The organism is Flavobacterium columnare NBRC 100251 = ATCC 23463, from assembly GCF_002530675.1.
In the GTDB taxonomy this organism is placed as follows: Bacteria; Bacteroidota; Bacteroidia; order Flavobacteriales; family Flavobacteriaceae; genus Flavobacterium; species Flavobacterium columnare.
In genome coordinates this window covers 1-24,797 of record NZ_PCMX01000001.1, presented here as the reverse complement: position 1 = coordinate 24,797, position 24,797 = coordinate 1, and the positions used below count along the sequence as shown (strand labels likewise).

Annotated in this window: 20 protein-coding genes, 1 other RNA gene and 2 pseudogenes; 13 read left to right on the top strand and 10 right to left on the bottom strand. The window is 31.3% G+C overall.

Features of this window, described 5'->3' with window-relative positions:
* Positions 1-498 (top strand): integrase core domain-containing protein (locus B0A78_RS00110; protein ID WP_145955911.1); only part of this gene is annotated, 498 nt, incomplete at its 5' end.
* Between the two features lie 116 nt (positions 499-614).
* Here B0A78_RS00110 and B0A78_RS00105 read toward each other — a convergent pair.
* Both B0A78_RS00105 and B0A78_RS00100 read right to left on the bottom strand, forming a co-directional pair.
* A pseudogene (locus B0A78_RS00105) lies at positions 615-1,420 on the bottom strand (lysophospholipid acyltransferase family protein).
* 39 nt (positions 1,421-1,459) lie between these two features.
* Positions 1,460-2,098 carry an NUDIX hydrolase gene (locus tag B0A78_RS00100; RefSeq protein WP_014164296.1) on the bottom strand — a complete coding sequence of 213 codons (639 nt, stop codon included), beginning with the start codon at positions 2,096-2,098 and terminating at the stop codon, positions 1,460-1,462.
* A 102-nt stretch (positions 2,099-2,200) separates the two neighbouring features.
* On the opposite strand from B0A78_RS00100, the gene B0A78_RS00095 reads away from it, so the two are divergent.
* Together B0A78_RS00095 and B0A78_RS14350 are read left to right on the top strand one after the other, a co-directional pair.
* A complete protein-coding gene (locus B0A78_RS00095; protein WP_014164297.1) occupies positions 2,201-2,644 on the top strand; it encodes a DUF4268 domain-containing protein in 444 nt (147 codons plus the stop codon).
* A gap of 65 nt (positions 2,645-2,709) precedes the next feature.
* The gene (locus B0A78_RS14350; RefSeq protein ID WP_155761346.1) at positions 2,710-2,877 is read left to right on the top strand and encodes a hypothetical protein; all 168 of its coding nucleotides are present in this window, start codon (positions 2,710-2,712) and stop codon (positions 2,875-2,877) included.
* On the opposite strand, the gene purB is transcribed toward B0A78_RS14350, so the two are convergent.
* Together purB and lgt are read right to left on the bottom strand one after the other, a co-directional pair.
* Positions 2,866-4,209, bottom strand: coding sequence for an adenylosuccinate lyase (gene purB, locus B0A78_RS00090; RefSeq protein WP_065213714.1), 1,344 nt, complete (start codon positions 4,207-4,209; stop codon positions 2,866-2,868). The genes B0A78_RS14350 and purB overlap by 12 nt on opposite strands.
* A 199-nt stretch (positions 4,210-4,408) precedes the next feature.
* Positions 4,409-5,326 carry a prolipoprotein diacylglyceryl transferase gene (gene lgt / locus B0A78_RS00085; protein WP_014164299.1) on the bottom strand — a complete coding sequence of 306 codons (918 nt, stop codon included), beginning with the start codon at positions 5,324-5,326 and terminating at the stop codon, positions 4,409-4,411.
* 163 nt (positions 5,327-5,489) lie between these two features.
* Between lgt and B0A78_RS00080 the strand changes: the two genes are divergently transcribed.
* A complete protein-coding gene (locus B0A78_RS00080; RefSeq protein WP_232533627.1) occupies positions 5,490-7,151 on the top strand; it encodes an RluA family pseudouridine synthase in 1,662 nt (553 codons plus the stop codon).
* 72 nt (positions 7,152-7,223) lie between these two features.
* Here the strand turns inward: B0A78_RS00080 and B0A78_RS00075 are convergent, their stop codons facing one another.
* On the bottom strand, positions 7,224-8,291 hold the full coding sequence (locus tag B0A78_RS00075) for a glutaminyl-peptide cyclotransferase (protein WP_065213712.1): 1,068 nt from the start codon (positions 8,289-8,291) through the stop codon (positions 7,224-7,226).
* Between the two features lie 88 nt (positions 8,292-8,379).
* Between B0A78_RS00075 and ffs the strand changes: the two genes are divergently transcribed.
* The 4 genes from ffs to fsa all read left to right on the top strand — a co-directional run bounded on the left by ffs (position 8,380) and on the right by fsa (position 11,172).
* An RNA gene (ffs, locus tag B0A78_RS00070) (signal recognition particle sRNA small type) lies at positions 8,380-8,478 on the top strand.
* Between the two features lie 75 nt (positions 8,479-8,553).
* Complete coding sequence (locus B0A78_RS00065; protein ID WP_097609275.1) at positions 8,554-9,546, top strand: enolase C-terminal domain-like protein; 993 nt, start codon at positions 8,554-8,556, stop codon at positions 9,544-9,546.
* 36 nt (positions 9,547-9,582) lie between these two features.
* Entirely contained in the window at positions 9,583-10,389 is an 807-nt protein-coding gene (locus B0A78_RS00060; RefSeq protein WP_097609274.1) for an SDR family oxidoreductase, read from the top strand.
* Between the two features lie 126 nt (positions 10,390-10,515).
* On the top strand, positions 10,516-11,172 hold the full coding sequence (fsa, locus tag B0A78_RS00055; RefSeq protein WP_065213709.1) for a fructose-6-phosphate aldolase: 657 nt from the start codon (positions 10,516-10,518) through the stop codon (positions 11,170-11,172).
* Between the two features lie 294 nt (positions 11,173-11,466).
* Here fsa and kdsA read toward each other — a convergent pair whose 3' ends face one another.
* From kdsA to B0A78_RS00030, 5 genes are all read right to left on the bottom strand, one after another.
* Complete coding sequence (gene kdsA, locus B0A78_RS00050; protein ID WP_014164304.1) at positions 11,467-12,285, bottom strand: 3-deoxy-8-phosphooctulonate synthase; 819 nt, start codon at positions 12,283-12,285, stop codon at positions 11,467-11,469.
* A 132-nt stretch (positions 12,286-12,417) separates the two neighbouring features.
* Positions 12,418-14,001 carry a DHA2 family efflux MFS transporter permease subunit gene (locus B0A78_RS00045; protein ID WP_014164305.1) on the bottom strand — a complete coding sequence of 528 codons (1,584 nt, stop codon included), beginning with the start codon at positions 13,999-14,001 and terminating at the stop codon, positions 12,418-12,420.
* Positions 14,002-14,011: 10 nt separating this feature from the next.
* Positions 14,012-15,097 carry an HlyD family secretion protein gene (locus tag B0A78_RS00040; protein WP_014164306.1) on the bottom strand — a complete coding sequence of 362 codons (1,086 nt, stop codon included), beginning with the start codon at positions 15,095-15,097 and terminating at the stop codon, positions 14,012-14,014.
* Positions 15,098-15,106: 9 nt separating this feature from the next.
* Positions 15,107-16,426, bottom strand: a complete 1,320-nt coding sequence (locus tag B0A78_RS00035) for a TolC family protein (protein ID WP_065213707.1) — start codon at positions 16,424-16,426, stop codon at positions 15,107-15,109.
* Positions 16,423-17,046, bottom strand: coding sequence for a TetR/AcrR family transcriptional regulator (locus B0A78_RS00030; RefSeq protein WP_014164308.1), 624 nt, complete (start codon positions 17,044-17,046; stop codon positions 16,423-16,425). The genes B0A78_RS00035 and B0A78_RS00030 overlap by 4 nt, the downstream gene beginning before the upstream one ends.
* Before the next feature lie 330 nt (positions 17,047-17,376).
* Between B0A78_RS00030 and B0A78_RS00025 the strand changes: the two are divergent.
* The 5 genes and pseudogenes from B0A78_RS00025 to B0A78_RS00005 all read left to right on the top strand — a co-directional run bounded on the left by B0A78_RS00025 (position 17,377) and on the right by B0A78_RS00005 (position 24,665).
* A pseudogene (locus B0A78_RS00025) lies at positions 17,377-18,590 on the top strand (RsmB/NOP family class I SAM-dependent RNA methyltransferase).
* A gap of 20 nt (positions 18,591-18,610) precedes the next feature.
* Positions 18,611-19,726, top strand: coding sequence for an endonuclease (locus B0A78_RS00020; RefSeq protein ID WP_014164310.1), 1,116 nt, complete (start codon positions 18,611-18,613; stop codon positions 19,724-19,726).
* A gap of 83 nt (positions 19,727-19,809) precedes the next feature.
* The gene (locus tag B0A78_RS00015) at positions 19,810-22,197 is read left to right on the top strand and encodes an endonuclease (RefSeq protein WP_014164311.1); all 2,388 of its coding nucleotides are present in this window, start codon (positions 19,810-19,812) and stop codon (positions 22,195-22,197) included.
* A gap of 459 nt (positions 22,198-22,656) precedes the next feature.
* A complete protein-coding gene (lpdA, locus tag B0A78_RS00010; RefSeq protein ID WP_065213705.1) occupies positions 22,657-24,045 on the top strand; it encodes a dihydrolipoyl dehydrogenase in 1,389 nt (462 codons plus the stop codon).
* Between the two features lie 305 nt (positions 24,046-24,350).
* The gene (locus B0A78_RS00005; RefSeq protein WP_014164313.1) at positions 24,351-24,665 is read left to right on the top strand and encodes a rhodanese-like domain-containing protein; all 315 of its coding nucleotides are present in this window, start codon (positions 24,351-24,353) and stop codon (positions 24,663-24,665) included.
* Positions 24,666-24,797 lie beyond the last annotated feature (132 nt).

Here is a 24,797-nt window from a genome sequence, read left to right as displayed (position 1 = left end):
CTCGTAGCAGCAGATATGCTCAATGATAAAGTGCTCCCATTTTATCAAGAACAAGATGTTTCTTTACTTAGAATACTTACCGATAGAGGAACAGAGTATTGTGGTTCACAAGATCACGATTTTCAACTTTATCTAGCTATTGAAGACATAGATCATACTAAAACCAAAGCTAGAAGTCCTCAGACTAATGGTATTTGCGAACGTTTTCATAGAACTATACAAAATGAATTTTATGCCATAGCTTTTAGAAAAAAAGTTTATAACTCAATTGAACAACTTCAAATAGACCTTGACCTTTGGCTGATAGAATACAATCAAAACAGACCCCATTCTGGTAAGTTTTGTTATGGACAAACTCCTTTAAAAACTTTTTTAGATACCAAATATTTGGCAGATGAAAAAAACTTGAATAAATTGCATCAGAATCATTTTTTTCTTTCATCTGAAAAAGCCCCCAAGGGAATTGAAAAAACAAACAATCTGACAAACTTAATTTAACTTACAACTGTCAGGTAAAGTAGTGGCTATTACACATTATTATAACTTACACACTTTTTAGGATAGTGCCTAAAAAATATTAAAATAAGTTAATTTACTTTTAGTACCCTGTTTTTTTAATCAATATGCCATTTTCGTAGCTTATTTAGTTCTTCCTGTTCTCTAATTTCTTCTACAGATAAGACCTTTAAAAAAGAAGGATGCTGTTCTATTGCAAATTCAATTTTTTCTACAATCGATTCAATGGATTCGTTATCATAATCTATTTGTAGAGGTTCTTTAACTGTAAAACTTTGTAAAATACCATAAGTCCCTTTTTGTCAAAAGATCTTCTAAAACCATCTATAACAATAGGTACAACAATAGGTTTGTATTCTTTTATAATATGTGCGGTACCTTTTCTTACAGGTTTAAACGACTTAGTTGTACCTTGTGGAAAAGTAATTACCCAACCATCGTTTAAGGCAATTTCAATATTTTTGAAATCAGATAAATTAACCTGTTTTTGTTCATGTTTTTCTAGATCTTTACCTCCTGCTCTCCAAGTTCTTTCAACAGATATAGCGCCTACATAAGACATAATTCTGGTAAGTAGATTTGCATCAAGAGTTTCTTTTGCACCTATATAATAAAGATTTAATTTAGGTTTCCATAAATATCCAATATTTCTAATATTATCCTCACGTCCTTTTAGACTTGCGTTAAAAACATGAAACATAGCTACGACATCGGCAAAATACGTTTGATGATTGGATATAAATAATACGTTTGTATTGGGCAAACTACGTATAATTTCAGATCCCTCAATGTTAAGTTGGTTAAATCCTCGGTACCTACGATGGGTACAAATTCCGAACAGGAAAATAATCCATCTTTTTATAAATAATATATGTCCGAAAGGATTTCGTTTAAATAATCCCATATTTTTTAATTTGGAGCTGGCAAATGTATGAAAAAAAAATTACAAGACTTTTTTTATAGTATCTTTAAGTTCACTCATCATCATAGCAGTTGCGCCCCAAATGATGTGTCCATCTATTTCAAAAGCAGGAACTTTAATTTTAGCTGCATAAGATGTGTCCATATTTACATAAGTAATGTTACGATCGTCTAAAAAATGGTGTAAAGGTAATTCTACGATATCAGCTACTTCTTCTGGATTTAGGTTAAAAAAAAGTTCTTCTTGACAAATTCCTAAAAACGGATAGACTAAATAATTACTAGGAGGAATATATACCTCGGTAAAAGGTCTTATTAGTTGTATCTTATTTTTAGGTATTCCAATTTCTTCATCTGTTTCTCTTAAAGCGGTTTCAGACAGGTTTTTATCACAAGTTTCAATTTTTCCACCAGGAAAAGCTATTTGAGAAGAATGTACTCCAGGATATGAATTTCGAACGATTAAGGCTAAGTGAGTAAAATGATTTTTAGGGTAAAACAACATCATTACAGCTGCTTTTTTGGCTATAATCGTCTCTATATTTAATTCTTCTAAAAACTTGATACGCTCGATAGGAATCATTTTAGAATGAGACTCTTTTGCGGGGAGTGTTTCTTTTGCTATTTTTGGGATGTATTTTAAAAAATTAGAAAATTCCATCTGAATCAAGTTTTAATAGGATCATTTATAGTAAGTATACTATATAAATCTTTTAAAGTTAAAACTATTTTTTGGGATATACAATTATTAAAAGTTTTAACTATGTATAGTAAAGAAGAAAGTATACAAATAAAAAAAGAATTTTGGACAAAATTTGCAGAAGCCTACCCGAGGAAATGGTTGCTGTATAATACAAAAATAAAAGATGTTAGTTTTAAGTTCTTTATAGATAACAAAAAAGCACAAGTTTTATTAGAAATAGAGCCTAAAGATGAAGAAAAAAGGAAAATATATTTTGAAAAAGTAGAATCTTTAAAAACTATCTTATTAGAGGATTATTTACCAGAGGCCATTTTTGAACGTAATTATTACCTTGAAAACGGGAAAGTAGTAAGTCGTATTTGGGTGGAACTCTCAGGCATTAGTATTAATAATAAGTCAACCTGGGATCGTGTTTTTGATTTTTTCTATGAGCAAATGGATGCTTTTGAACGATTTTTTTATGAAAATGAAGATTATATAAAAGATCTTGAGATTAATACCTAGAAAGGAATAAAAACAAAAAAGCAAAAGAAATTTTAGAAAAAGCAGAAGAGGGAGACCTAAAAAATATGTGGTTTCCTTATTTTAGCCTCAAAGGAAAACTTAAAGGAAATAATACAGGAAATCTCATCATCAATATAGACAATGAGATTTCTTCTGCTGTTGGACTAACAAACGAAGTTGTTGAATCTTTATTTAGGACAGCCTCTTTATTTGTAAAAATATTAAATACCTAAATAATTATTAGGGGTTATAGCTTTTAACTCTGTTTTAATAATATCAGAAACATTTAGCGCATCGATAAAAGTATGTATAGAATCTTTGTTGATAATTGTATTAGTTCTTGTAAGGTCTTTTAAAGCTTCGTAGGGATTAGGATAACCTTCTCTTCTGAGGATCGTTTGGATAGCTTCAGCCACTACGGCCCAGTTTTTTTCTAAGTCTTCTGCAAATTTTTCTTCGTTTAGTAATAATTTATTCAGCCCTTTAAGAGTAGCTTCAAAAGCAATGAGGGTATGTCCCATAGGAACTCCTATGTTTCTAAGAACGGTACTATCTGTTAAATCACGCTGTAGTCTGGAAATAGGTAGTTTAGAAGATAAGTGTTCAAAAAGAGCATTAGCAATACCTAGATTACCTTCTGAATTTTCAAAATCAATTGGGTTTACTTTATGAGGCATAGCACTTGATCCAACTTCTCCTGCTTTTATTTTTTGTTTGAAATAATCCATTGAAACATACGTCCAGATGTCTCGATCTAAATCAATTAAAATAGTATTAATTCTTTTTAAAGCATCAAAAAAAGCTGCAAAATGATCGTAGTGTTCTATTTGTGTAGTAGGAAAAGAATGGTGTAATCCAAGCGTTTTTTCTACAAATTGAGTTCCAAAAGACTTCCAGTCATGGTTGGGATAAGCCACTTTATGAGCGTTGTAATTACCTGTAGCGCCTCCAAATTTAGCAGCAAAAGGAATGCTATATAATAATTTGAGTTGTTCTTCTAAACGTTGAACAAAAACAAAAATTTCTTTACCCAAACGAGTAGGAGATGCCGGTTGCCCATGTGTACGAGCAAGCATAGACACCTCTTTCCATTCTATCGCTAACTCTTTTAGTTTTTCAATAACACGGGTTAAGCTAGGTATATAAACACTTTCAAAAGCATCCTTCGCAGAAAGAGGAATTGCTGTATTATTGATATCTTGTGAGGTAAGTCCAAAGTGAATAAATTCTTTGTATTTTTCTAAACCTAATTTATCAAATTGTATTTTTATGAAATATTCAACAGCTTTTACATCATGATTAGTGGTTTTTTCAGTATCTTTTATCCATAATGCGTCTTCTGTAGAAAAATTCTGGTAAATTTTTCGTAGTTCAGGAAAAATAGAAGCGTTAATTTCCTTAAGCTGTGGTAGATCAGCCTCAATGAGAGCAATGAAGTACTCAACTTCTATTAAGACACGGTATTTAATTAAAGCTTCTTCTGAAAAATAAGGAGAAAGACCAACGGTTTTACTTCTATAACGACCGTCAATAGGTGATATAGCATTTAATTCTGTTAATAGCATTTTGTGTGTTGTTTTTAAAAGAGCAAATATAGTTAGAATTCTTTTTTAGAGTCAGAAAATAGGATTAATAAAGTAAAATTTTAGTGTTGATTTATACTAAATAATAAAAAGAGGATAAGGCTGTCTGAAAAGGGCGAAATCTTTCATTTCAACCTTTTCAGACAGCCTCATACTTTTCTATTTTTGGAAAAATAAAACGTTATTTTTTAGAGGCTTTGGCAACTAAATAAAATCCTATAATGATAAAAGGCACGCTCAACCATTGTCCTGTACTCATAAAACCTAATATGTTTTCAAAACCGCCTTGACTTTCTTTGACTGATTCTACGATGATTCGTATAGTAAATAAAGTAACGAGGAAAGTACCAAATAACAAACCTTGTTTGTTTCTAGCATCTGTTTTCCAGTACATATAAAATAATAAGGCAAAGACAAAAACATAGCCAAAAGCTTCATATAATTGGGAAGGATGTTTAGCAGGTATACTCTCTATTAAAGAAGCATATTTTGGATTGGTGGTTAATTCTTTATAGGCTTCTCTATAATTTGTGATACCCGTTGTAGTAATGGCCTCGTTTTTAGAAATGGCATCTTGTACAAACTTTATTCCAAAAATTGATTGTGTTTGATCACCTACAATTTCTGAGTTAAAAAAGTTTCCTAATCGGACAAATATGGCTCCACTTGCCACAGGGATCACTATTCTATCTAATACCCATAAAAAAGGTCTGTTGAGGATGTTTTTAGAATAAAAATACATACAAGCAATTACAGATATAGCAGCCCCATGACTTGCTAATCCTTGAAAACCTGTAAACTCAAATTCAGGGGTAAAACGTACAGGTAATAATATTTCCTCTAAATGATTCTTATAGTAACTCCAGTCATAAAAGAATACATGTCCTAAACGTGCTCCTAATAAAACAGAAACTACCATCCAGATAAAAAGTGAATCTAATTTTTCAATTGGTTCTTCTTCTCTTATAAAGATTTTTTTCATGATGGCAATTCCCAGAGAAAATGCAATAACAAACATTAAACTATAAAAACGGATGGTAAAATTGCCTATTGAAATGCCATCTACTGGATTCCAAACAATAGCTAATAAATGATTCATAAGTTATTTTTTCAAGTCTACCAAAAGTAGAATTATAAAAATAGAAATCCAAATCTACATATAAAAATAGTTTAAATAGAATACAATATATAACTCAGAATAGTTTCGGATTGGTGATTTTTTTATGAATCCTTTATTTTATCTTTGTCTCATGCAAAATTTAATGTTTTTTCAGCCTTTTAAAAGTAATATTTCAGGTATTACGTTGCCTACAAAATTTACATTCCCATTTTATTATGAACCTCATGAGTTATCTATAATTGCCAGTCAGGAATTACAGGCATATTTAGAAAATCAAAATGATTTTGAACATAATTTTGGTTTAAAACAAGGACAAGAAGGGCTTGTTATAGGCAAGATGTTTGGCGTTTTAGTCTGCCAGAATTTAGAAGGAGAAATTGGTTATTTATGGGCGTTTTCAGGTAAATTGGCAGAACAAAATCAACTTAATTATTTTGTACCCACAGTGTATGATATGTTAGATTCTTCTAGTTTTTATAAGGAAGAAGAAGCCAAGATTAATCAATTAAACGAACAGATTAATTTAGCGGAAACAAATCTTGAATACCTAGCCTCATTGTCTTTTTTAGAAAAAGTAAATGCAGAAGCAGAAAAAGATATTCAAAATCAAAAGCGACATATAAAAGAACAAAAAAAAGTACGTGAGGATTTGAGGAATCAAGCTTTCTTGAGTATGAGTAAAGAACAACAAGAGCCTTATTTTGTACAATTAAGTGAACAAAGTAAAAACGAAGCTATTTTACTAAAAAAAATGACAAAATATTGGAATTTCAAAAAAATAGAAGCAAAAGAAAAGGTTCAAGCTTTTGAAAATCAGATTTTAGCATTAAAAGAACAAAGAAAAAAACGATCAGCTCAAACACAACAACGATTATTTGCCGAATATTCTTTTTTAAACCAATTTGGAGAAACCAAGAGTATAGGAGAAATTTTTAATAATAATCCACCTGCTGGAGCAGGGGAGTGCGCAGCACCTAAATTGTTGCATTATGCTTTTAAAAATAAATTAAAACCCTTATGTATGGCTGAATTTTGGTGGGGACAATCACCTAAAAGCGAAGTACGCAAACATAAACAGTTTTATCCTGCATGTAAGGGAAAATGTGAACCTATTTTATTAGGACACATGTTAGAAGGTATAAAAATGGAGGAAAACCCATTTTATAAAAACCCCGCAGAAGGAAAAGATATTGAAATTATATACGAAGACGATTATATGTTGGCAATTAATAAGCCTGCTGAGTTTTTATCAGTACCTGGTAAATTAGTATCTGATTCAGTATATGAACGAATTAAGAAAAAATATCCAAATGCTACAGGACCTTTAGTAGTGCATCGTTTGGATATGTCAACTTCTGGTATTATGTTAATTGCTAAAACAGAAGAAATCTATGTAGTATTACAAAGCCAATTTATTAAACGGACAATAAAAAAGTGCTATGAAGCCATTTTAGACGGTTTGCTAAAGGATGATAAGGGATGTATAGATTTGCCATTGCGAGTAGATTTAGAGGATCGTCCAAGGCAAATGGTATGTTACGAATATGGAAAACCAGCGCAGACAATTTGGGAAAAAATTTCGATTGAAAACAATAAAACGAGAGTATATTTTTATCCAATAACAGGACGTACCCATCAACTAAGAGTACACGCTTCACATCCTTTAGGATTAAATACTCCCATTGCAGGTGATGATCTATACGGTACAAAGGTTGAACGATTGCATTTACATGCTAAATCTATAACCTTTGTACATCCAATAACTCATCAGAGCTTGACTATAGAAGTAAAAGCTGACTTTTAGTTTATGCTTTTTATTTTAGTGTGAGGGAATAAAAAATCGATTAAAATTCGTTTATAAATCGAGTCAAAATTTTTATTCTATAATTTTTATTTCAAACATTTTATCCCAATTTTTACCTGTTACAAACAAAGTTTTGCTAGTAGGATTATAAGCGATACCATTTAAGACGTCTAAATCAGGATGTTGTGTTACTTTATTTTTTAATTCACTCAAGTCAATTACTGACTCAACAGCACCAGAAGTAGGATTGATAATAACAATAGCGTCTTTTTGATAAATATTGGCATATATTTTACCATTTACCCATTCTAATTCATTAATAGCAGGTACTTTCGTGCTATTGGTATACACATTAATATGGTCTATTTCCTTGAAATTTTCAGGATTTATAATACTAATTCTTTCAGAACTATCAGTCATAAAAAGATTTTTACCATCTGTAGTTAATCCCCATCCTTCCATTTTTTTGAAATACTTAAACGTTTTTTCTTTTTTAAAAGTGCGGGCATCATATATATAGCCTTCATTATTTAGCCAAGTCAATTGGTAAATTTTATTATTTAAAAAGGTAATACCTTCACCAAAAATAGATTCAGGGAGTTCTATTTTGTCAATTACAGCACCCGTTTTATAATCTGTTTTTCGAAGGCTAGAAATACCTTTTTGCCCCGTAGAAACCCCCGATCCGTTACCTGTTCCTTCATATAAAAAACCTTGATAAAACTCTAATCCTTGTGTATAGGCTTTTAAATCATGAGGATGAGTAGCTACTAACTGATATTTTAAAAGTTTGGGTTCTTCCTTAGCAACGACTTCTACTCGTGCTATTAATTCTTGCACATCACCTTCGTAATATACCATGGCTTTTAGGTTCTGATAACCTAGTTTTACTTGATTTAGAGTATATGTAAAGTTATTGTTTTCCTTTGTAGAACCAATTCTTTTTTCGTTATTAAAAAAAGAAACAGAGTCAATATTTTTTTCATTTTTGTTTGTTACTGTGATAGAAATTTCATCACCTGGGTGATAAAAGGCTTTAAATTGCGTCTCGTCTATAGAAAATAAATTTTTTTTATCACCTTCGCAACTGCTTCCTATTACTAGTAATGATATGAAAGTTAGTAAGTTATAATTTTTCATTTTTCATTTTTTTTTCATTCACAATATACAAAAGGAATTTTGTTTATCAAAAGGCTTGCAAAAATATAAAAAGGTTGTATATTTGCACCGGCAAGTCCTACACGACCAGCTCCTGCAAACTCCTCCAGGGTGGGAACGCAGCAAAGGTAAGCGGTTGTAGCGGTGCGATGTAGGTCGCTTGCCTTTTTTGACGAAAAAAATGTTTACGACTATATGATCCCGATTTATTCGGGATTTTTTATTTTAGACGAAATTTTATTCCATGCAACTAACTTGGCAAAAGGTTAAATTACCATTAAAAGAAACTTTTTCTATAGCTTATGGAAATTATTCTTTTAGAAACGCTTTGATTGTAGTTTTAAAAAAATCAGGAACTATAGGGTATGGAGAATGCACGGAAATAGATTATTATGGTATAAAAATAGAAAATCTAATTGTTGAACTTAAATCAATTAAAAAATTCATTGAAACTCAAAAAATAAATCACCCTTTCGAATTCTATAAATTGATTTCTCAAAAAAACCTTTCTTCTTTTATTTGTTCCGCTTTAGACTGTGCTTATTGGGACTTGTATGGAAAACTTGAGAGAAAGCATTTTTTAGAATTAAATAAATTAGATTTTAAGATTATACCTGAATCATCCATTACAATTAGTATAGATACCTTGGAAAAGCAAAAGCGAAAAATGGATTCATTGCCTTGGAGTAAATTTAAAGTAAAATGTAAAGGATTGCAAAAAGATTCTCTTTATATGTTGTCTCAATTACAAAAAGATATAGCTATTGATTCTAATGCTAGTTTTACACAAGAAGATTGTAAATGGTTAGAAACGGAAGAATTTGTTTCAAAATTTGTTTATTTAGAGCAACCTATGAAGGTTGGAGAATATAAGAACCTAAATAAATCTAGTTATGCCAACTGGATGGCAGATGAAGATTTTCAGAATAGCTTACAGTTAGACGAATTAGCAGATCATTACGGAAGTATAAATATAAAATTAGTTAAATGTGGGGGATTAACACCTGCTTTAAAAATTATTTATGAGGCTAGAAAATTAAAATATAAAATTATGATAGGGTGTATGACTGAATCCACCATTGGTATTTCAGCAGGTGCAGTATTGGCTCCTTTAGTAGATTATGTAGATTTAGATGGGGCTAATTTACTAGCGTCAGATATTGCTTATGGTTCAGAAGTAATAGGAGGTAAAATTGTTTTAAACGAAGCCCCTGGGTTGGGGATATCAATTAAGTAAGAAATAGAATAAAATCAATTTTTTCATAAATAAAAAATGGATAAAAAAGTAGTAGTTATTACAGGGGCATCTTCAGGAATAGGAAAGGCAATAGGAGAATTTTTACAAGACAAAGGATATGTTGTATACGGAACGAGTAGAAACCCTGAAAGAGTAGAGAATTCTAAAATTCAATTACTGGCATTAGATGTCAGAAATATTAATACAATAAAAAAGGCAGTAGAAGAAATTCTTGCTAAATCAGGTAGAATAGATGTATTAATTAATAATGCAGGCGTAGGAATTACAGGTCCTATAGAAGAAATTCCTACAGAAGAAATGCGCACTCATTTTGAAACAAATCTGTTTGGTCCTATTGAAGTTATAAAAGCAGTTTTACCTCAAATGCGCTCACAAAAATCAGGTTTAATTATAAATATAACATCTATAGCGGGCTATATGGGATTGCCTTATAGGGGGATTTATTCCGCATCTAAAGGAGCTTTAGGTTTGGTTACAGAAGCTTTGCGTATGGAAACAAAACAATTTGGTATAGAAATTACCAATATTGCTCCAGGTGATTTTGCTACAAATATTGCAGCAGGACGTTATCATGCTCCCGTAATAAAAGGATCTGCTTATGAAAAAGTATATGGAAACACTCTTGACGAAATGAATGCGCATGTAGATAGTGGTCATGATCCTATAGAAATGGCGAAAGCTGTATTAAATATCATTCATACTTCTAAACCTAAAGTACATTACAAAGTAGGTGCTTTTATGCAAAAATTTTCTATCGTTCTAAAAAGGATATTGTCTGATAGAATGTACGAAAAAATGTTAATGAATCACTATAAACTTTAATTTCATTACTATTTGAATTATAATTATTTTTTTGACAGAATTGTTTGGAATAATTACTACTGATATTGAAATTGAATTCGTAATTTTGCTTTATACACAACTATAATTTAATATTAAAAAAAGAAGATGAAATTTTTTATTGACACAGCCAATTTAGATCAAATTAGAGAAGCGCAAGCATTAGGAATTTTAGATGGGGTAACCACGAACCCTTCCTTAATGGCAAAAGAAGGTATTACGGGTAAAAATAATATCTTAAAACATTATGTTGATATTTGTACTATTGTAGAAGGAGACGTAAGCGCAGAGGTAAATGCAATGGATTTTGAAGGAATGATAAAAGAAGGCGAAGAGTTGGCTGAATTACACGAGCAGATTGTCGTTAAGTTACCTATGACAAAAGAAGGTATAAAAGCGTGCAAATATTTTTCAGATAGAGGAATCAGAACGAATGTAACTTTAGTGTTTTCTGCAGGACAAGCATTATTAGCAGCAAAAGCAGGGGCAACTTATGTTTCACCTTTTTTAGGTCGTTTAGACGATGTGTCTACAGATGGTCTAAATCTAATATCAGAAATTCGTGATATTTATGATAACTATGCTTTTGAAACTCAAATTTTAGCAGCTTCTGTCCGTCACACAATGCACATCGTAAATTGTGCTAAAATAGGAGCCGATGTTATGACAGGTCCTTTATCTGCTATTACAGGTTTGCTTAAACATCCTTTAACAGATATTGGAATTGCACAATTTATTGCAGATTATGAAAAAGGAAATAAATAATTTCTAATTTTAGATACAAAAAAAGAATATTTTTTAAAAAACACTTGCCAAGTTTTATGGTAAGTGTTTTTTTTAAATAATTAGTAAGCCTTATCAGACGGAATCAAATAAAAAAAACATTAGTTTTCAATAAGACTTTTTTATACGGAATTATTGTTTATATAAAAACCTGTTTTTGATTACTTTTGTCCAAAAACAGGCATATATTGTATTAAACAAGTTAAACTTTTGATTTATCTCTTAAAGTAATTTATCTTTACTAATGAGATTCTTTATAAGAAGAATATTTTTTAATTAAAATTGATTAACTGTTTGTCTAATTGCAACTAATTTTTTCATTAGATTTTCAAAATAATCCAAATGTAACATATTAGCTCCATCACTTTTAGCATGAGCAGGATCAAAATGTGTTTCTATAAATATACCATCAACACCTACAGCTATTCCTGCCTTTGCAATGGTTTCAATCATATCAGGTCTACCACCTGTTACGCCTACTAATTGATTAGGTTGTTGTAAGGAATGAGTTATATCTAATACGGTAGTAGCCATTTGACGCATAGTAGGAATCCCTCTGAAATCAACAATCATGTCTTGATATCCAAACATAGTTCCTCTATCTGTAACCATTACGTTTTCATTATTAGAGTCTAATACTTTTTGAACAGCATGTTTCATGCTTTCAGGACTCATGAATTGTCCTTTTTTTAAATTAACTGTTTTTTGGGTTTGTGCAGCAGCTACAACTAAATCTGTTTGGCGAACTAAGAAAGCAGGTATTTGTAAGATATCAACAAACTCGGCTGCCATTGCAGCATCTTCGTTCGTATGAATATCAGTAATGGTAGGAACATTGAACTCCTTACTTACTTTTTGTAAAATTTTAAGGGCTTTTTCATCTCCAATACCTGTAAAACTGTCTACGCGAGAGCGATTGGCTTTTTTAAATGAACCTTTAAATACATAAGGAATTTTTAGATCATCTGTAATTTTTACTAAACGTTCGGCTATTTTCATGGCCATTTCTTCACCTTCTATGGCACAAGGTCCAGAAAGAACAAAAAAATTGTTGCTATCTAAATGTTTGATATTAGGAATATTTTCTAGATTCATTTTAGATTAATTTTTGCAAATATAATTTATATATATGAGTGAAGTAGTACTTCAATCGAAAATCATCTTCTAAACAATACGGATTTCATATTATTTTAAGTATTTTTTTCTATAATTTTCATAGTTTAAAATTTAGTGCATAGCATCTGCAGCACTAATATTAGATTTTCGAGTTTTGATGACTACTACTATAGGAATGCAAATCAAGAAAAGAATACCTAAATACATAAAAATATCCATAAAAGCTAATATATTAGACTGTTTTATCACTTTTAATTCAAGAACTTGATATGCTTTGTTCAAAGCTTCATTATAAGAATATCCTTTAGCAATGAAGTTTTTTTGCATCAGAGCTATTTGATTTTGGGTTTGAAAGCTTGTTTTGTCTAAATGAGTTACTAAATTAGCTCGATGTTTTTGTCCCCATCTAGAAATAAAAGTTGTAACAATAGCTATACCAAAAGACCCTCCTAGTTGTCGTAACATACCTGTAAAGGCTGCTCCATCACCTATATCCTTACCTGTTAGTTCACTTAAAGAATAACTGGTTACAGGCACAAAAAGGAGTCCTAAACCTAAACCTCTTAAAATTAAGGGCCACCAAAAATGTTCCTCACCTGTATTAGGAGTTAATATGTTGTATAGCCAAAAAGCAAAAATAGAAAAACAAGAAAAACCAATGATTAATAAATATTTAATGGAGACTTCTTTTTGTAGTAATTTACCTACAAAAGGCATAGCAAATGCAGTCATTAAGGAACTAGGGATTAATAATAAGCCCGATTGAGTTGCATTCCATCTTAAAATAGATTGAGTATATACAGGTATGATAAAAATTGTGGTATAAACTCCAAATCCTAAAATAGTGGAGAATAAAATACCCATTTGAAGGGAATTATACTTTAAGACCTTTAGGTTTACAATTGGAAACTCATAGGTTAATTCTCTATGAATAAAAAAGACAAAACCAAATAGAGAAACAATACACAAATTAATAATCGTTTTGCTATTAAACCAATCATCTTGTTGTCCGTGTTCCAAAACGTACTGAAGGGAGCCTACGAATAGAGATAGATAAATAATACCTAACCAATCTACCTGATTTGCTTTTAGTTTGATACTAAATTTAGGGCTCTTTACATACATTATAGCCAAAACGGTAGCAATAATTCCGAGTGGAATATTGATGTAAAAAATGAAAGGCCAAGAAAAATGATCTACTATATAACCGCCTAATGGAGGACCAAAAGTAGGACCTAGGATAACACCTAATCCGTAAATGGCTTGAGCCATTCCTCTTTTTTTGATAGGATAACTTTCTGTTATAATGGTTTGTGCAGTTACTAATAAAGCACCTCCGCCTAGACCTTGAATAAATCTAAAAAATACGAGTTCCCAAATATTGGTTGAGTTTCCACATAAAAAAGAAGTAATAGTAAAAATAATGATTGAAGCAGTAAAATAATTTTTTCTTCCAAATTGTTGAGAAAGCCAATTGGTCATGGGTATAATGATTACGTTAGCTATGGCATAAGCCGTGATTACCCATGAAACATCGCTTAATGTAGCTCCCAAACTTCCTTTCATTTCATTAAGAGCTACATTAACAATGGTTGTATCTACTATTTCTAGTAGAGAACAGAGTATGGCAACAATTGTTACCATAACTCTTCTATAGCCATATTCTACTAGATCATTTGTAGTGTCTTGTATCATTTTTGATTTATTATTTTAAGTGTACATCTACATGTGCATTCATGCCAGAACGTAGTAGTTCTATTTTATTTTTTTCATTATCATTAGTAAACTCGATTTTTACAGGAACTCTTTGTACTGTTTTTACGAAATTTCCAGTTGCATTGTCAGGAGGTAGTATAGAAAACTGAGAACCTGTAGCAGGGGAAAATGAAGTTATTTTCCCTTTTAATTTAAAATCGTCAAAAGCATCTATTTTAATTACTACTTCTTGACCTATTTTCATTTTTCCTAATTGAGTTTCTTTAAAGTTAGCGACTACCCATGTTTCGGCAGTATCAACGATATAAAAAAGAGATTGGCCTTGATTAACCAATTGTCCTGGTTGAATGTTTATTTTAGAAACTTGTCCGTCTATAGTTGCTCTTATTATAGTGTATTCCAGATTTAATTCAGCGGCATTTAAAGAAGCTTTTGCTCTACTAATGTTAGCAGATGCTACCTGTGTTTGTTTGTTAGAAACGATAGCTTTAGAGGCTACTACATTTTTTTGATGACTACTGGCTTTTTGTTGGTTAGTTAAGATTTTAACTTGGTTTTCAGCTTCTAATTTAGTAGCTAAAGCTTGTTCGTATTGTTGTTTTGTAATAGAACGATTTTTATAAAGATTATTATATCGTTCATAATCACTGGTTGCGCGTTCTAAACGAATTTTAGCTGTTTCAATGGTTCCTAGTGCAGAAGCTACATTAGCGTCTGAGGCAGCAACACTTGCGTTAGCACTTCCTACATCTGCTTTAGCTACTTCAAAAGAGCTTTCTGAGGCAACCAATGCGGCTTTAGCTTCTTCTACTTTTACTAAATAATCGCGATTGTCTATTACAAATAAGGTATCTCCTTTTTTTACAAAATCATTGTCTTTAACGTATACTTTTGAAACATAACCAGAAACGCGAGGAATGATAGGAGTCATCTTTTTTTCTACTTGTGCATCGTCTGTTTCTTCATGTGTTTGAGCGTGTAAATACTTGCTAATGCCATAGCTTCCACCACCAATTACTAACGCTCCTAATATGATTGCGAATTTTTTATTAATTGCTTTTTTTCCAGTTTCCATAAGACGAAATTATTTTGTTAAATTGAATGATGTAGTTAGTTGACCTGATGTTGCTAACATTTCATAATATTTTAAAAGGACATTTGCTCTAGAATTAGCATAGTTTATTTTAGCATTTAATTGTTCAACATCAGCATCAATAAGTTCTGTAGCTGTTGCTAATCCATTGTCATGTTTATCCTTAACGATTCTATAGTTTTCGGTTGCTTGTTCTATAGCTTGTTGATATACCTTGTTTTGATCTTGAGCAAGATTAAAATTTTCTATACTTTGTTGGGTTTGAATTTTTATTCCTTCTTTTAATAAATTTTGAGTAAGTTTTAATTCTTCAGCTTTATTTTTAGCTGTTTTTACCTCTTTTGAAGTTTTATATAGAGAACTTAGGTCATAAGAAATTCCGCCACCTATGTTTATTGCATTTGTAACATTTATAACATTTTGTAAACTCATAGCTATATAGCCTGCCGATAAACCTATTTTAGGATAATAACCACTTTGTGCTATTTTTATATTATTTTCATTTGCCTTTTGTAAATAGTCTAAAATAACTAAATCCTTTCTGTTCTGTAGAGCATCTTGTTCAGCAATAGTTTTAGAAATAGGGGATTGTCCATCAAATTGATGTTCATCAATTCCTATTTGATATCCTTCAGGTAAATTTAGTAATGTGGTTAGAGCATAGTTCGTAACATTTACATTCTTATTTGCTTCTTGTAAGCTTAATTTTATTTTAGCTAATTGTAATTGTGCTTTTAAAAGATCATTTCGGGCAATAATCCCATTTTTTTCCATATTAGAAAAATCTTTTACACGTTGTTCCGCACTTTTAATATTATCACTTATTAGTTCTACAGATTTTAATGATTTATATAACAAAGCATAATACTCAATTACTTTTAATGAAACCTCTTCTTTGGTAGTAGAAGATTTAGCTTTTTCGGCTAAATATAAATTTTCTGTTGCTTGAATACTGTTTTGGATCTTTCCGCCAACAAATAGAGGCAAGTTAGCATTTGCCTGTCCAATCATAAATTGGTTGATATTTGTAGGACTTGCAGAGGGGGGGAAAGGTAATTTTAGCTTTAGATCAACAGTTGGTTCGGTAATGTAATAATACTGTCCGCCTATTTTAATATCAGGATATTGATGATCTTTTGCTTGTTGCCATTCTAGCTTTTTTGTATCGGCTTTTGTTTGAGCTAATAAAATTTCGTTGTTGTTTTTTTCTAAGAGGATTAAAGCATCTTTTAAATTTAAGTTGGTTCTTTCTTGAGCATACCAACTATAATTTACTAGCATTAATAATGGGAGAATTTTATTTACGTTCATTTTTTGACTAATGATTTAATAACTTGTTTTATATGTTGAGTTAGTTCCGTTTTTATATAACTTTCCCATTGATCCTCACTTTCTATACCTATTAGTTTTTGGTAAAAAGAACGACTATTATAAAAATGGAAATAGGTTCCTAGTATAGTTGGTGCAAGCAAGTAAGTATTTATATCTTCTTTAAATAAGCCTTGTTCTTGCCCTTCTCTTATAACTCTATTTAATTCAATATAATTTCCTTCTTTGGCTTCGTTTATCAATTCAAAATCAATTTTTCTTTTTTGATTACTGAATTCAACATTTATTATTTGATAAATAGATTTATTACCATGTACAAGAGCTATATAAAACTCAACTAAATCATCTAATTTTTCAAATGGACATATTTCACTGTTTCGAATGCTTTCCATTTGAACATTTAAACCAGCTGAACGATAAAGAACGATTCCTTCTAATAGTTTTTCCTTAGAACCAAAATAATAAGAAATCATTGCTACATTAATGTTTGCTGCTTTTGCAATATCTCTTACGGATGTTCCATCAAAGCCTTTTTCAGCAAAGAGTTTTTCAACTACTTCTAAGATGGCAATTTGTTTATGATTGAATGGATGTGTTCCCATATATTTATTAATTTTCCGCAAAATTAAATGATTGTTTATTTTAATCAATTGTTTAACTTTATTTTAACTTTATTTTAACAAAATAGCGTAAAAATAAAATCTTCTAGATCAATAAAAAAGGAAGCAATAAGTTTCTTTTATTATTATAAACTCTATATCAAGTGTTCGAATAATTGTTGATTTCTTTAAATAAAAAATGACTTTTTTATTTTTTATTCTTTAAAAATTTAGGAAATAAATAATTTCTTTATAGTTTTAAGAAATAAAAAAGGGAAGAGTCTTTATAAGCTTATAACTTTATTATATATTTGCGCCCTCAAAATTAATGATATGCGATTACATAGAAACCTTGTTTACACGACTATAGACTCTTTAAATGCCATTTTTAACGAAGGAGAATATGCTGATAAAGTAGTAGCTAGAGCCCTAAAAAAGATAAACGATGGGGGAGTGCTGATAGAAAGTTTGTCGCTGAAACAATCTATGAAATAGTAAGATGGAAGCGTTTATATGCAGAAATTGCCGATGTAAAAGAACCTTTTAATCGTGAAAATTTGTGGCGAATGTTTGCTGCTTGGGCTGTTTTAAGAGGGTATCCTATACCTGATTGGACCCAGCTACAAGGCACTCCAGAGCGTAAAATAAAAGGACGTTTTGATGAATTATCTAAAAAACGTGTTATAAAAGAGTCTATTCCTGACTGGATGGATGCTCTTTGCGTAAAGGAATTAGGCGAAAATGTTTGGAGCAAAGAAATTAAAGCTCAAAATGAACAAGCAAAAGTAATCTTACGAGTTAATACTTTAAAAACGACCAAAGAAAAGTTACGCGCCATCTTGATGGATTTAAATATAGAAACAGAATTCTTAAAAGACCAGCCTGATGCTTTAGTGTTGAAAGAACGTGCAAATGTATTCTTAACAGAAGCTTTTAGAGAAGGGATGTTTGAAGTGCAAGATGCTTCATCGCAATTAGTAGCTCCATTGTTAGATGTTCAACCTGGTATGCGTGTAGTAGATACTTGTGCAGGAGCCGGAGGAAAAACACTCCATTTAGCGTCTATCATGCAAAATAAAGGACAATTAATTGCTTTAGATTTATACGAAAGCAAATTAAATCAATTAAAGTTAAGAGCACGTCGTAATGGCGTTCATAACATTGAAACCCGTGTAATTGAAAATTCTAAAACAATCAAAAAACTTCATGGAACTGCTGATCGTGTATTGATAGATGCTCCTTGTAGTGGCTTGGGGGTTTTAAAACGAAATCCAGATAGCAAGTGGAAATTACAACCAGAATTTATAGACAATATTCGTAAAGTACAAGCTGAAGTTTTAGAAAATTATTCTAAAATAGTTAAGCCAGGAGGGAAGTTAGTATATGCCACTTGTTCTATACTACCGTCTGAAAATCAAGAACAAATTCAAAAATTTTTAGCAACAGAAAGCGGTCAAAATTTCACCCTTATTAATGATTACAAAATATTAGCCCATCAAACAGGGTTTGATGGGTTTTATATGGCATTATTAGAAAAAAAATCTTAATCTAAGTTCATAATTAGTATATGAAAAAGAATTATCTTTTTTTTATTTTTATTTTAAGTTCCTTTTTTGGAATTGGACAAAATTGTCCTAATGATTTAAAAACGTATTATTCCTCTGCAACAGGAGTGGGTTATATTTTAAAAACACAACTTTATAATATTATTAAAGGTCATACCGTAATTAGTTATACGCCTGGGTTATGGAATTTATACTATACTTCGGATGTGAATTCTGATGGAAAAGTCTGGGATATATATTCAAACTGTAATTTTGTTTTTGGAGCTCCTCTCTTAACAGGAGGAAATCAAGATGACGGAAAAGGAGGAAAAGTTGAATGCGAAAGATATAATAGAGAACATACTTTTCCTAAAAGTTGGTTTGGTGGTTCATCAGGAATGCCTATGTATACAGATGCATTTCATGTTATGCCTACGGACAAAAAAGATAATGGAATGAGAGGAAGTATACCTTATGGAATTGTAGGTAATAATCCTACTTATGTAACAAATAACAATTCCAAAATAGGAATTTGTACGGCTCCCAACACACCCACTAATCTTACCGTCTTTGAACCTGCAGATCAATATAAAGGAGATATAGCAAGAAATTATTTTTATATGGCTACACGCTATGAAGATAAAATTTCAAATTGGCAAAATATTACAGTTGATGCAAATGCTGTTTTAGATGGATCTAATGATCAAGTTTATGAAAAATGGTATCTAGACTTAATGATAACATGGCATCTTCAAGATCCCGTTAGTCAAAAAGAAATTGATAGAAATAATGCAGTTTGTGCCGCACAACATAATAGAAATCCTTTTATAGATCACCCAGAATACGTTTGTCAAATATGGTCAGCACAATGTCAAGCTTTATCGAATGCTGAATTTCAATTACAAACCAATATTAGTTTATATCCCAACCCATCCAATGGAGAATTAATAAAAATTAATTCAGAAATCGAATTAGATGAAATTCAAGTATACAACATAAACGGGCAGCTGATACAAAAAGATAAAAATCCTATAAAGAAAGGAGAAAGCTATGATTTAGTAGGTTTATCGAGAGGATTTTATCTGGTAAAATTGACTTCTGGAACTCAATCTGTAACGAAAAAAATTATCGTACAATAAAAAAGTGGCGCATAGCCACTTTTTTTATATCTATATTTTTTAAATAAATTAATTATACACCCAAAACAATTTAAAAACAACCAATGAAATCAAAAACTACTTTTTTTGCACTTTTCTGTGCATTAGTGGGGCATGCACAAGCCCCTTCTGGGTACTACAGTTCCGCTACAGGTTCTGGTTATACCTTAAAAACACAATTGTATAATATTATCAAAGACCATACGGATAAAGGGTATGCTGGGCTTTGGACTACTTATCAAACTTCTGATAGAGATAAAGAATACGAAAATGATAATTCAATCATTGATGTTTATTCTGAAAACCCTACGGGAGTAGATCCTTATGTATACCAATATGGTACAAACCAGTGCGGAACTTATTCAGGAGAAGGCGGATGTTATAATCGAGAACACATGATTCCGCAATCCGTTTTTAATAATGCAGCACCTATGGTATCCGATGCACATTTTATTCCACCTACTGATGGTAAGGTTAATGGAATGCGATCTAATTATCCTCACGGAATGGTAGCTGTTCCTAGCTGGACATCAAGAAATGGAGGGAAATTAGGATCAAGTGCTGTTTCAGGTTATACAGGTACCGTTTTTGAACCAATCAATGAATTTAAAGGGGATATTGCTCGTATGTATTTTTACTTTGCTACACGCTATGAAAATACAGTTGCTAATTATTCTTCTTATGAAATGTTTAACAGGACTTCAAATCAAGTTTTTGCAAAACCTTTCTTAGATATGTTATTAAAATGGCATGCACAAGATCCTGTAAGTGCTAGGGAAATTGCCAGAAATAATGCTATTTATGCTCGTCAAGGCAATCGAAACCCATTTATTGATAATCCTAATTATGTAAATCTTATTTGGGGAGGTTCTACTGCTGATACAATAGCCCCTACCGTACCGTCTGATCTGACATCTTCAGGAATAACAACGACCGCTTGTACTTTATCATGGACTGCATCTACAGATAATGTTGGTGTAACCAGTTATAATGTGTATCTAAATGATGCTCTAAAAATAACGGTTACAGGTACTAATGCTATTATAACAGGATTAACAGCTTCTACTTCTTATTCATTTACAGTAAAAGCAAAAGACGCTGCGGGAAATTTGTCAAATGCGAGTACAATATTAAATGTTACAACAGCTACTGGTACTGATACGGTTGCTCCTTCAAATCCTACGAACTTAACGGCTTCAAATATTACAACAACAACTTGTACATTATCATGGGGAGCTTCAACAGACAATGTAGGAGTAACGGGATATGATGTATATCAAGGAACAATATTAAAAACTTCTGTTGCAGGAACTACTACTACAGTTACAGGATTAACAGCTTCTACTTCTTATCCATTTATAGTAAAAGCAAAAGACGCGGCAGGGAATGTTTCAGGATCAAGTAATGTATTAAATGTTACAACAGCTACAGGTGCTGATACGATTGCCCCTTCAAATCCTACAAACTTAACGGCTTCAAATATTACAACAACAACTTGTACATTATCATGGGGAGCTTCAACAGACAACATAGCAGTAACAGGATATGATGTATATCAAGGAGCAATATTTAAAACATCCGTTACAAGTACTAGTGCTACTATAACAGGACTAACAACTTCCACTAGCTATTCATTTACAGTAAAAGCAAAAGATGCAGCAGGGAATGTTTCAGGATCAAGCAATCTATTAAATGTTACTACAAAAGCTAATGTAACTTCTGTTTCTGATTTATATTTTTCAGAATACTTAGAAGGATCTTCAAACAATAAAGCTTTAGAAATTACTAATAAAACAGGTGTTTCTGTTAATCTATCTTCTTACGTAATAAAAAAGCAAACCAACGGATCCGGTTCGTGGAGTACAGGTTTAAAATTAGCAGGTACATTAGCTGATAATCAAAAATTTGTAATTGTAAATAGTTTAATAGCGTCATCTTGCTATTCTTCTACATTGGCTAATTTATCAACCACTGCTGGAGAAATGGCTTATAACGGTAATGACGCTATAGGATTGTTTAAAAATGGTATTTTAATAGATATTATTGGTAAATTTAACGGAGGCACTGCTGATTTTTCAATAGACGAAACAATGAGAAGAAAAACAACAGCGGTTGTACCAAACACTACTTTTAATAAAAATACAGATTGGGATATATACGGTGTTGATATTTGTTCAGGCTTAGGAAATAGAATAGGAAAATCAACCCCAAATAAAAAAGAAGTAAATATAAAATTATATCCAAATCCAACAACTGGAAATTTTCAAATAGTTTTTGAAGATTTATCACAAAGATATACAGTTGAAATTTATACGACTTTAGGGAAAAAAATTCGTGAAATCGCAGGAATTACTTCTGGATCAATTTCTGTTAACGATTTATCTAAAGGAATTTATTTAATAAAGATAAATCAAAATGATAATTCTGTTATTAAACAAGTTGTAGTAGAATAAAAAGATACCGTAAAATTAAAATGAGGGGATCTAAAAAGTTGTAATCTTTCATTTCGACTAAAGAAAGGCTCGGACGAGGCTAACAGGCGAAATGATATAATGTCTAGTATGACTTCTGCAGTAAGAAAAGTTATGCACTAAACGTTAAGTTGCTACTTTTTAGATCCCTATTTTTTTATAGCCCCCCTAGTTTACCCAAGACTGCGTATTAGAAATTTATTACTACAGATAAAATTTCCCATTCATTTGATCTCTTCTTTGCCTTTTTATCTTTATCACAAAGGCTGACGCACAATCGGGATTTAAATAAGTATAGAATTAGAAAAAATAAACCAATAGAAAGTCATATAGTTTATTAATTCTATAATTAAACATAAAAACATAATTGATGTATTTTTTTATTATACCATAAATTATATTTATTTTCGTGCTCTGAAAAACTTGAAAAATCAAAATAAAATGAAATACGATATTATAGTTTTAGGTAGTGGACCAGGTGGTTACGTTACTGCTATTCGTGCATCTCAATTAGGCTTTAAAGTAGCTGTTATTGAAAAAGAAAACTTGGGAGGTATTTGTTTAAATTGGGGATGTATACCAACAAAAGCCTTGTTGAAATCCGCTCAAGTTTTTGATTACCTAAAACACGCTTCTGACTATGGTTTAAAAGCGGATAATGTAGATAAAGATTTTGGTGCTGTAATTACTCGCTCAAGAGGTGTTGCTGAAGGAATGAGCAAAGGGGTTCAGTTCTTAATGAAGAAAAATAAAATTGATGTAATTGACGGTTTTGGAAAGGTTAAACCTGGAAAAAAAGTAGAAGTTACAAATAAAGAAGGTCAAATAACTGAATATACTGCTGACCATATTATTATAGCTACAGGTGCTCGTTCACGTGAATTGCCTAATTTACCACAAGATGGTAAAAAGGTAATTGGATACCGTCAAGCAATGACATTGTCTGAACAACCTAAAAAAATGATTGTGGTAGGTTCTGGAGCCATCGGAGTAGAATTTGCACATTTTTATAATTCAATGGGAACAGAGGTAACAATTGTTGAATTTATGCCTAACATCGTTCCTGTAGAAGATGAAGATATATCAAAACAATTTGAACGCTCTTTAAAAAAAGCAGGAATCAATATTATGACCAATGCTTCAGTTGAAAAAGTAGATGCTACAGGAGAGGGAGTAAAAGCAACAGTTAAAACCGCTAAAGGAGAAGAAATACTAGAAGCCGACATCGTACTTTCTGCAGTAGGAATTAAAACCAATATAGAGGGAATAGGATTAGAAGATGTTGGAATTGCAACTGATCGCGATAAAATTTTAGTAAATGATTACTATCAAACCAATATACCAGGGTACTACGCAATAGGCGATGTAACTCCAGGTCAAGCATTAGCACACGTTGCTTCAGCAGAAGGAATTCTTTGTGTTGAAAAAATTGCAGGCTTACATGTTGAGCCACTAGACTATGGAAATATACCAGGTTGTACTTATGCAACTCCAGAAATTGCTTCAGTTGGTTTAACAGAAAAAGCAGCCAGAGAAAAAGGATACGAAATAAAAGTAGGAAAATTTCCGTTTTCGGCATCTGGTAAAGCATCAGCAGCAGGAACAAAAGATGGTTTTGTAAAAGTTATTTTTGATGCTAAATACGGCGAGTGGTTAGGTTGTCACATGATTGGTGCTGGTGTAACAGATATGATAGCAGAAGCTGTTGTAGCTCGTAAGTTAGAAACTACAGGACACGAAATTCTAAAAGCAGTGCATCCGCATCCTACCATGAGCGAGGCTGTAATGGAAGCTGTTGCAGATGCTTATGGAGAAGTTATCCATTTGTAACATATATCTTTAACATGTTAAAATAGGGGATCCTAGAAGGGCGGAATCTTGTTACTTTAACCAAAGAGAGAATTTATACAGTCTTAATAATAAAATCTCCACAAATGTTGAAGTGACAAGATAGACCCTAATTTATCATCTTTAGATAACCTCTTTTTACTACGACCATTTGTTGAAATAAAAATTTGGTATGAAAAAGATCTTTTTAAACGTGTAATGATCTATGATTAAACAATAAGAAAGTTTTAGATTTTTTTTAGTTGAAAATTTATAGATCTTTTTTAAATTTGATAAAAACAAATATTATGGATTTAAAGCAAGAAGATTGGTGGACTAAATTACAAGAGGATACTAATGCAGTCGTATTAGATGTGCGTACAGCGGATGAGTGTATAGATGGAATTATCCCTAATGCTGTAAATATAGACATTTATAAAGGTCAAGGTTTTATTTATCAATTAGAAGAGTTAGATAAAACTAAAAATTACTATGTATATTGTAAGGCAGGAGGACGTAGTGCTCAAGCATGTAATATAATGAATCAAATGGGATTTAATGTTACTTATAACCTAATAGGAGGTTTTTCAGAGTGGGATGGTCCAGTAGATCAATTGAAATAAATTATAATAAATACTTCAAATATTTTAAAAAAAGCTATCTAAAGGTAGCTTTTTTTGTTTTGTATTATGCCCATAAAATTAATTTTAGAGAAGTTGTACCATTTACACTTTAAATTTTCTTTTTAAAAATAG

What these genes read in the sequence shown, in the direction of transcription:
- B0A78_RS00100 (WP_014164296.1), bottom strand. Translation starts at nt 2,098, where the DNA reads ATGGAATTTTCTAATTTTTTAAAATACATCCCAAAAATAGCAAAAGAA.
- B0A78_RS00095 (WP_014164297.1), top strand. Translation starts at nt 2,201, where the DNA reads ATGTATAGTAAAGAAGAAAGTATACAAATAAAAAAAGAATTTTGGACA.
- B0A78_RS14350 (WP_155761346.1), top strand. Translation starts at nt 2,710, where the DNA reads ATGTGGTTTCCTTATTTTAGCCTCAAAGGAAAACTTAAAGGAAATAAT.
- purB (WP_065213714.1), bottom strand. Translation starts at nt 4,209, where the DNA reads ATGCTATTAACAGAATTAAATGCTATATCACCTATTGACGGTCGTTAT.
- lgt (WP_014164299.1), bottom strand. Translation starts at nt 5,326, where the DNA reads ATGAATCATTTATTAGCTATTGTTTGGAATCCAGTAGATGGCATTTCA.
- B0A78_RS00080 (WP_232533627.1), top strand. Translation starts at nt 5,490, where the DNA reads ATGTTTTTTCAGCCTTTTAAAAGTAATATTTCAGGTATTACGTTGCCT.
- B0A78_RS00075 (WP_065213712.1), bottom strand. Translation starts at nt 8,291, where the DNA reads ATGAAAAATTATAACTTACTAACTTTCATATCATTACTAGTAATAGGA.
- B0A78_RS00065 (WP_097609275.1), top strand. Translation starts at nt 8,554, where the DNA reads ATGCAACTAACTTGGCAAAAGGTTAAATTACCATTAAAAGAAACTTTT.
- B0A78_RS00060 (WP_097609274.1), top strand. Translation starts at nt 9,583, where the DNA reads ATGGATAAAAAAGTAGTAGTTATTACAGGGGCATCTTCAGGAATAGGA.
- fsa (WP_065213709.1), top strand. Translation starts at nt 10,516, where the DNA reads ATGAAATTTTTTATTGACACAGCCAATTTAGATCAAATTAGAGAAGCG.
- kdsA (WP_014164304.1), bottom strand. Translation starts at nt 12,285, where the DNA reads ATGAATCTAGAAAATATTCCTAATATCAAACATTTAGATAGCAACAAT.
- B0A78_RS00045 (WP_014164305.1), bottom strand. Translation starts at nt 14,001, where the DNA reads ATGATACAAGACACTACAAATGATCTAGTAGAATATGGCTATAGAAGA.
- B0A78_RS00040 (WP_014164306.1), bottom strand. Translation starts at nt 15,097, where the DNA reads ATGGAAACTGGAAAAAAAGCAATTAATAAAAAATTCGCAATCATATTA.
- B0A78_RS00035 (WP_065213707.1), bottom strand. Translation starts at nt 16,426, where the DNA reads ATGAACGTAAATAAAATTCTCCCATTATTAATGCTAGTAAATTATAGT.
- B0A78_RS00030 (WP_014164308.1), bottom strand. Translation starts at nt 17,046, where the DNA reads ATGGGAACACATCCATTCAATCATAAACAAATTGCCATCTTAGAAGTA.
- B0A78_RS00020 (WP_014164310.1), top strand. Translation starts at nt 18,611, where the DNA reads ATGAAAAAGAATTATCTTTTTTTTATTTTTATTTTAAGTTCCTTTTTT.
- B0A78_RS00015 (WP_014164311.1), top strand. Translation starts at nt 19,810, where the DNA reads ATGAAATCAAAAACTACTTTTTTTGCACTTTTCTGTGCATTAGTGGGG.
- lpdA (WP_065213705.1), top strand. Translation starts at nt 22,657, where the DNA reads ATGAAATACGATATTATAGTTTTAGGTAGTGGACCAGGTGGTTACGTT.
- B0A78_RS00005 (WP_014164313.1), top strand. Translation starts at nt 24,351, where the DNA reads ATGGATTTAAAGCAAGAAGATTGGTGGACTAAATTACAAGAGGATACT.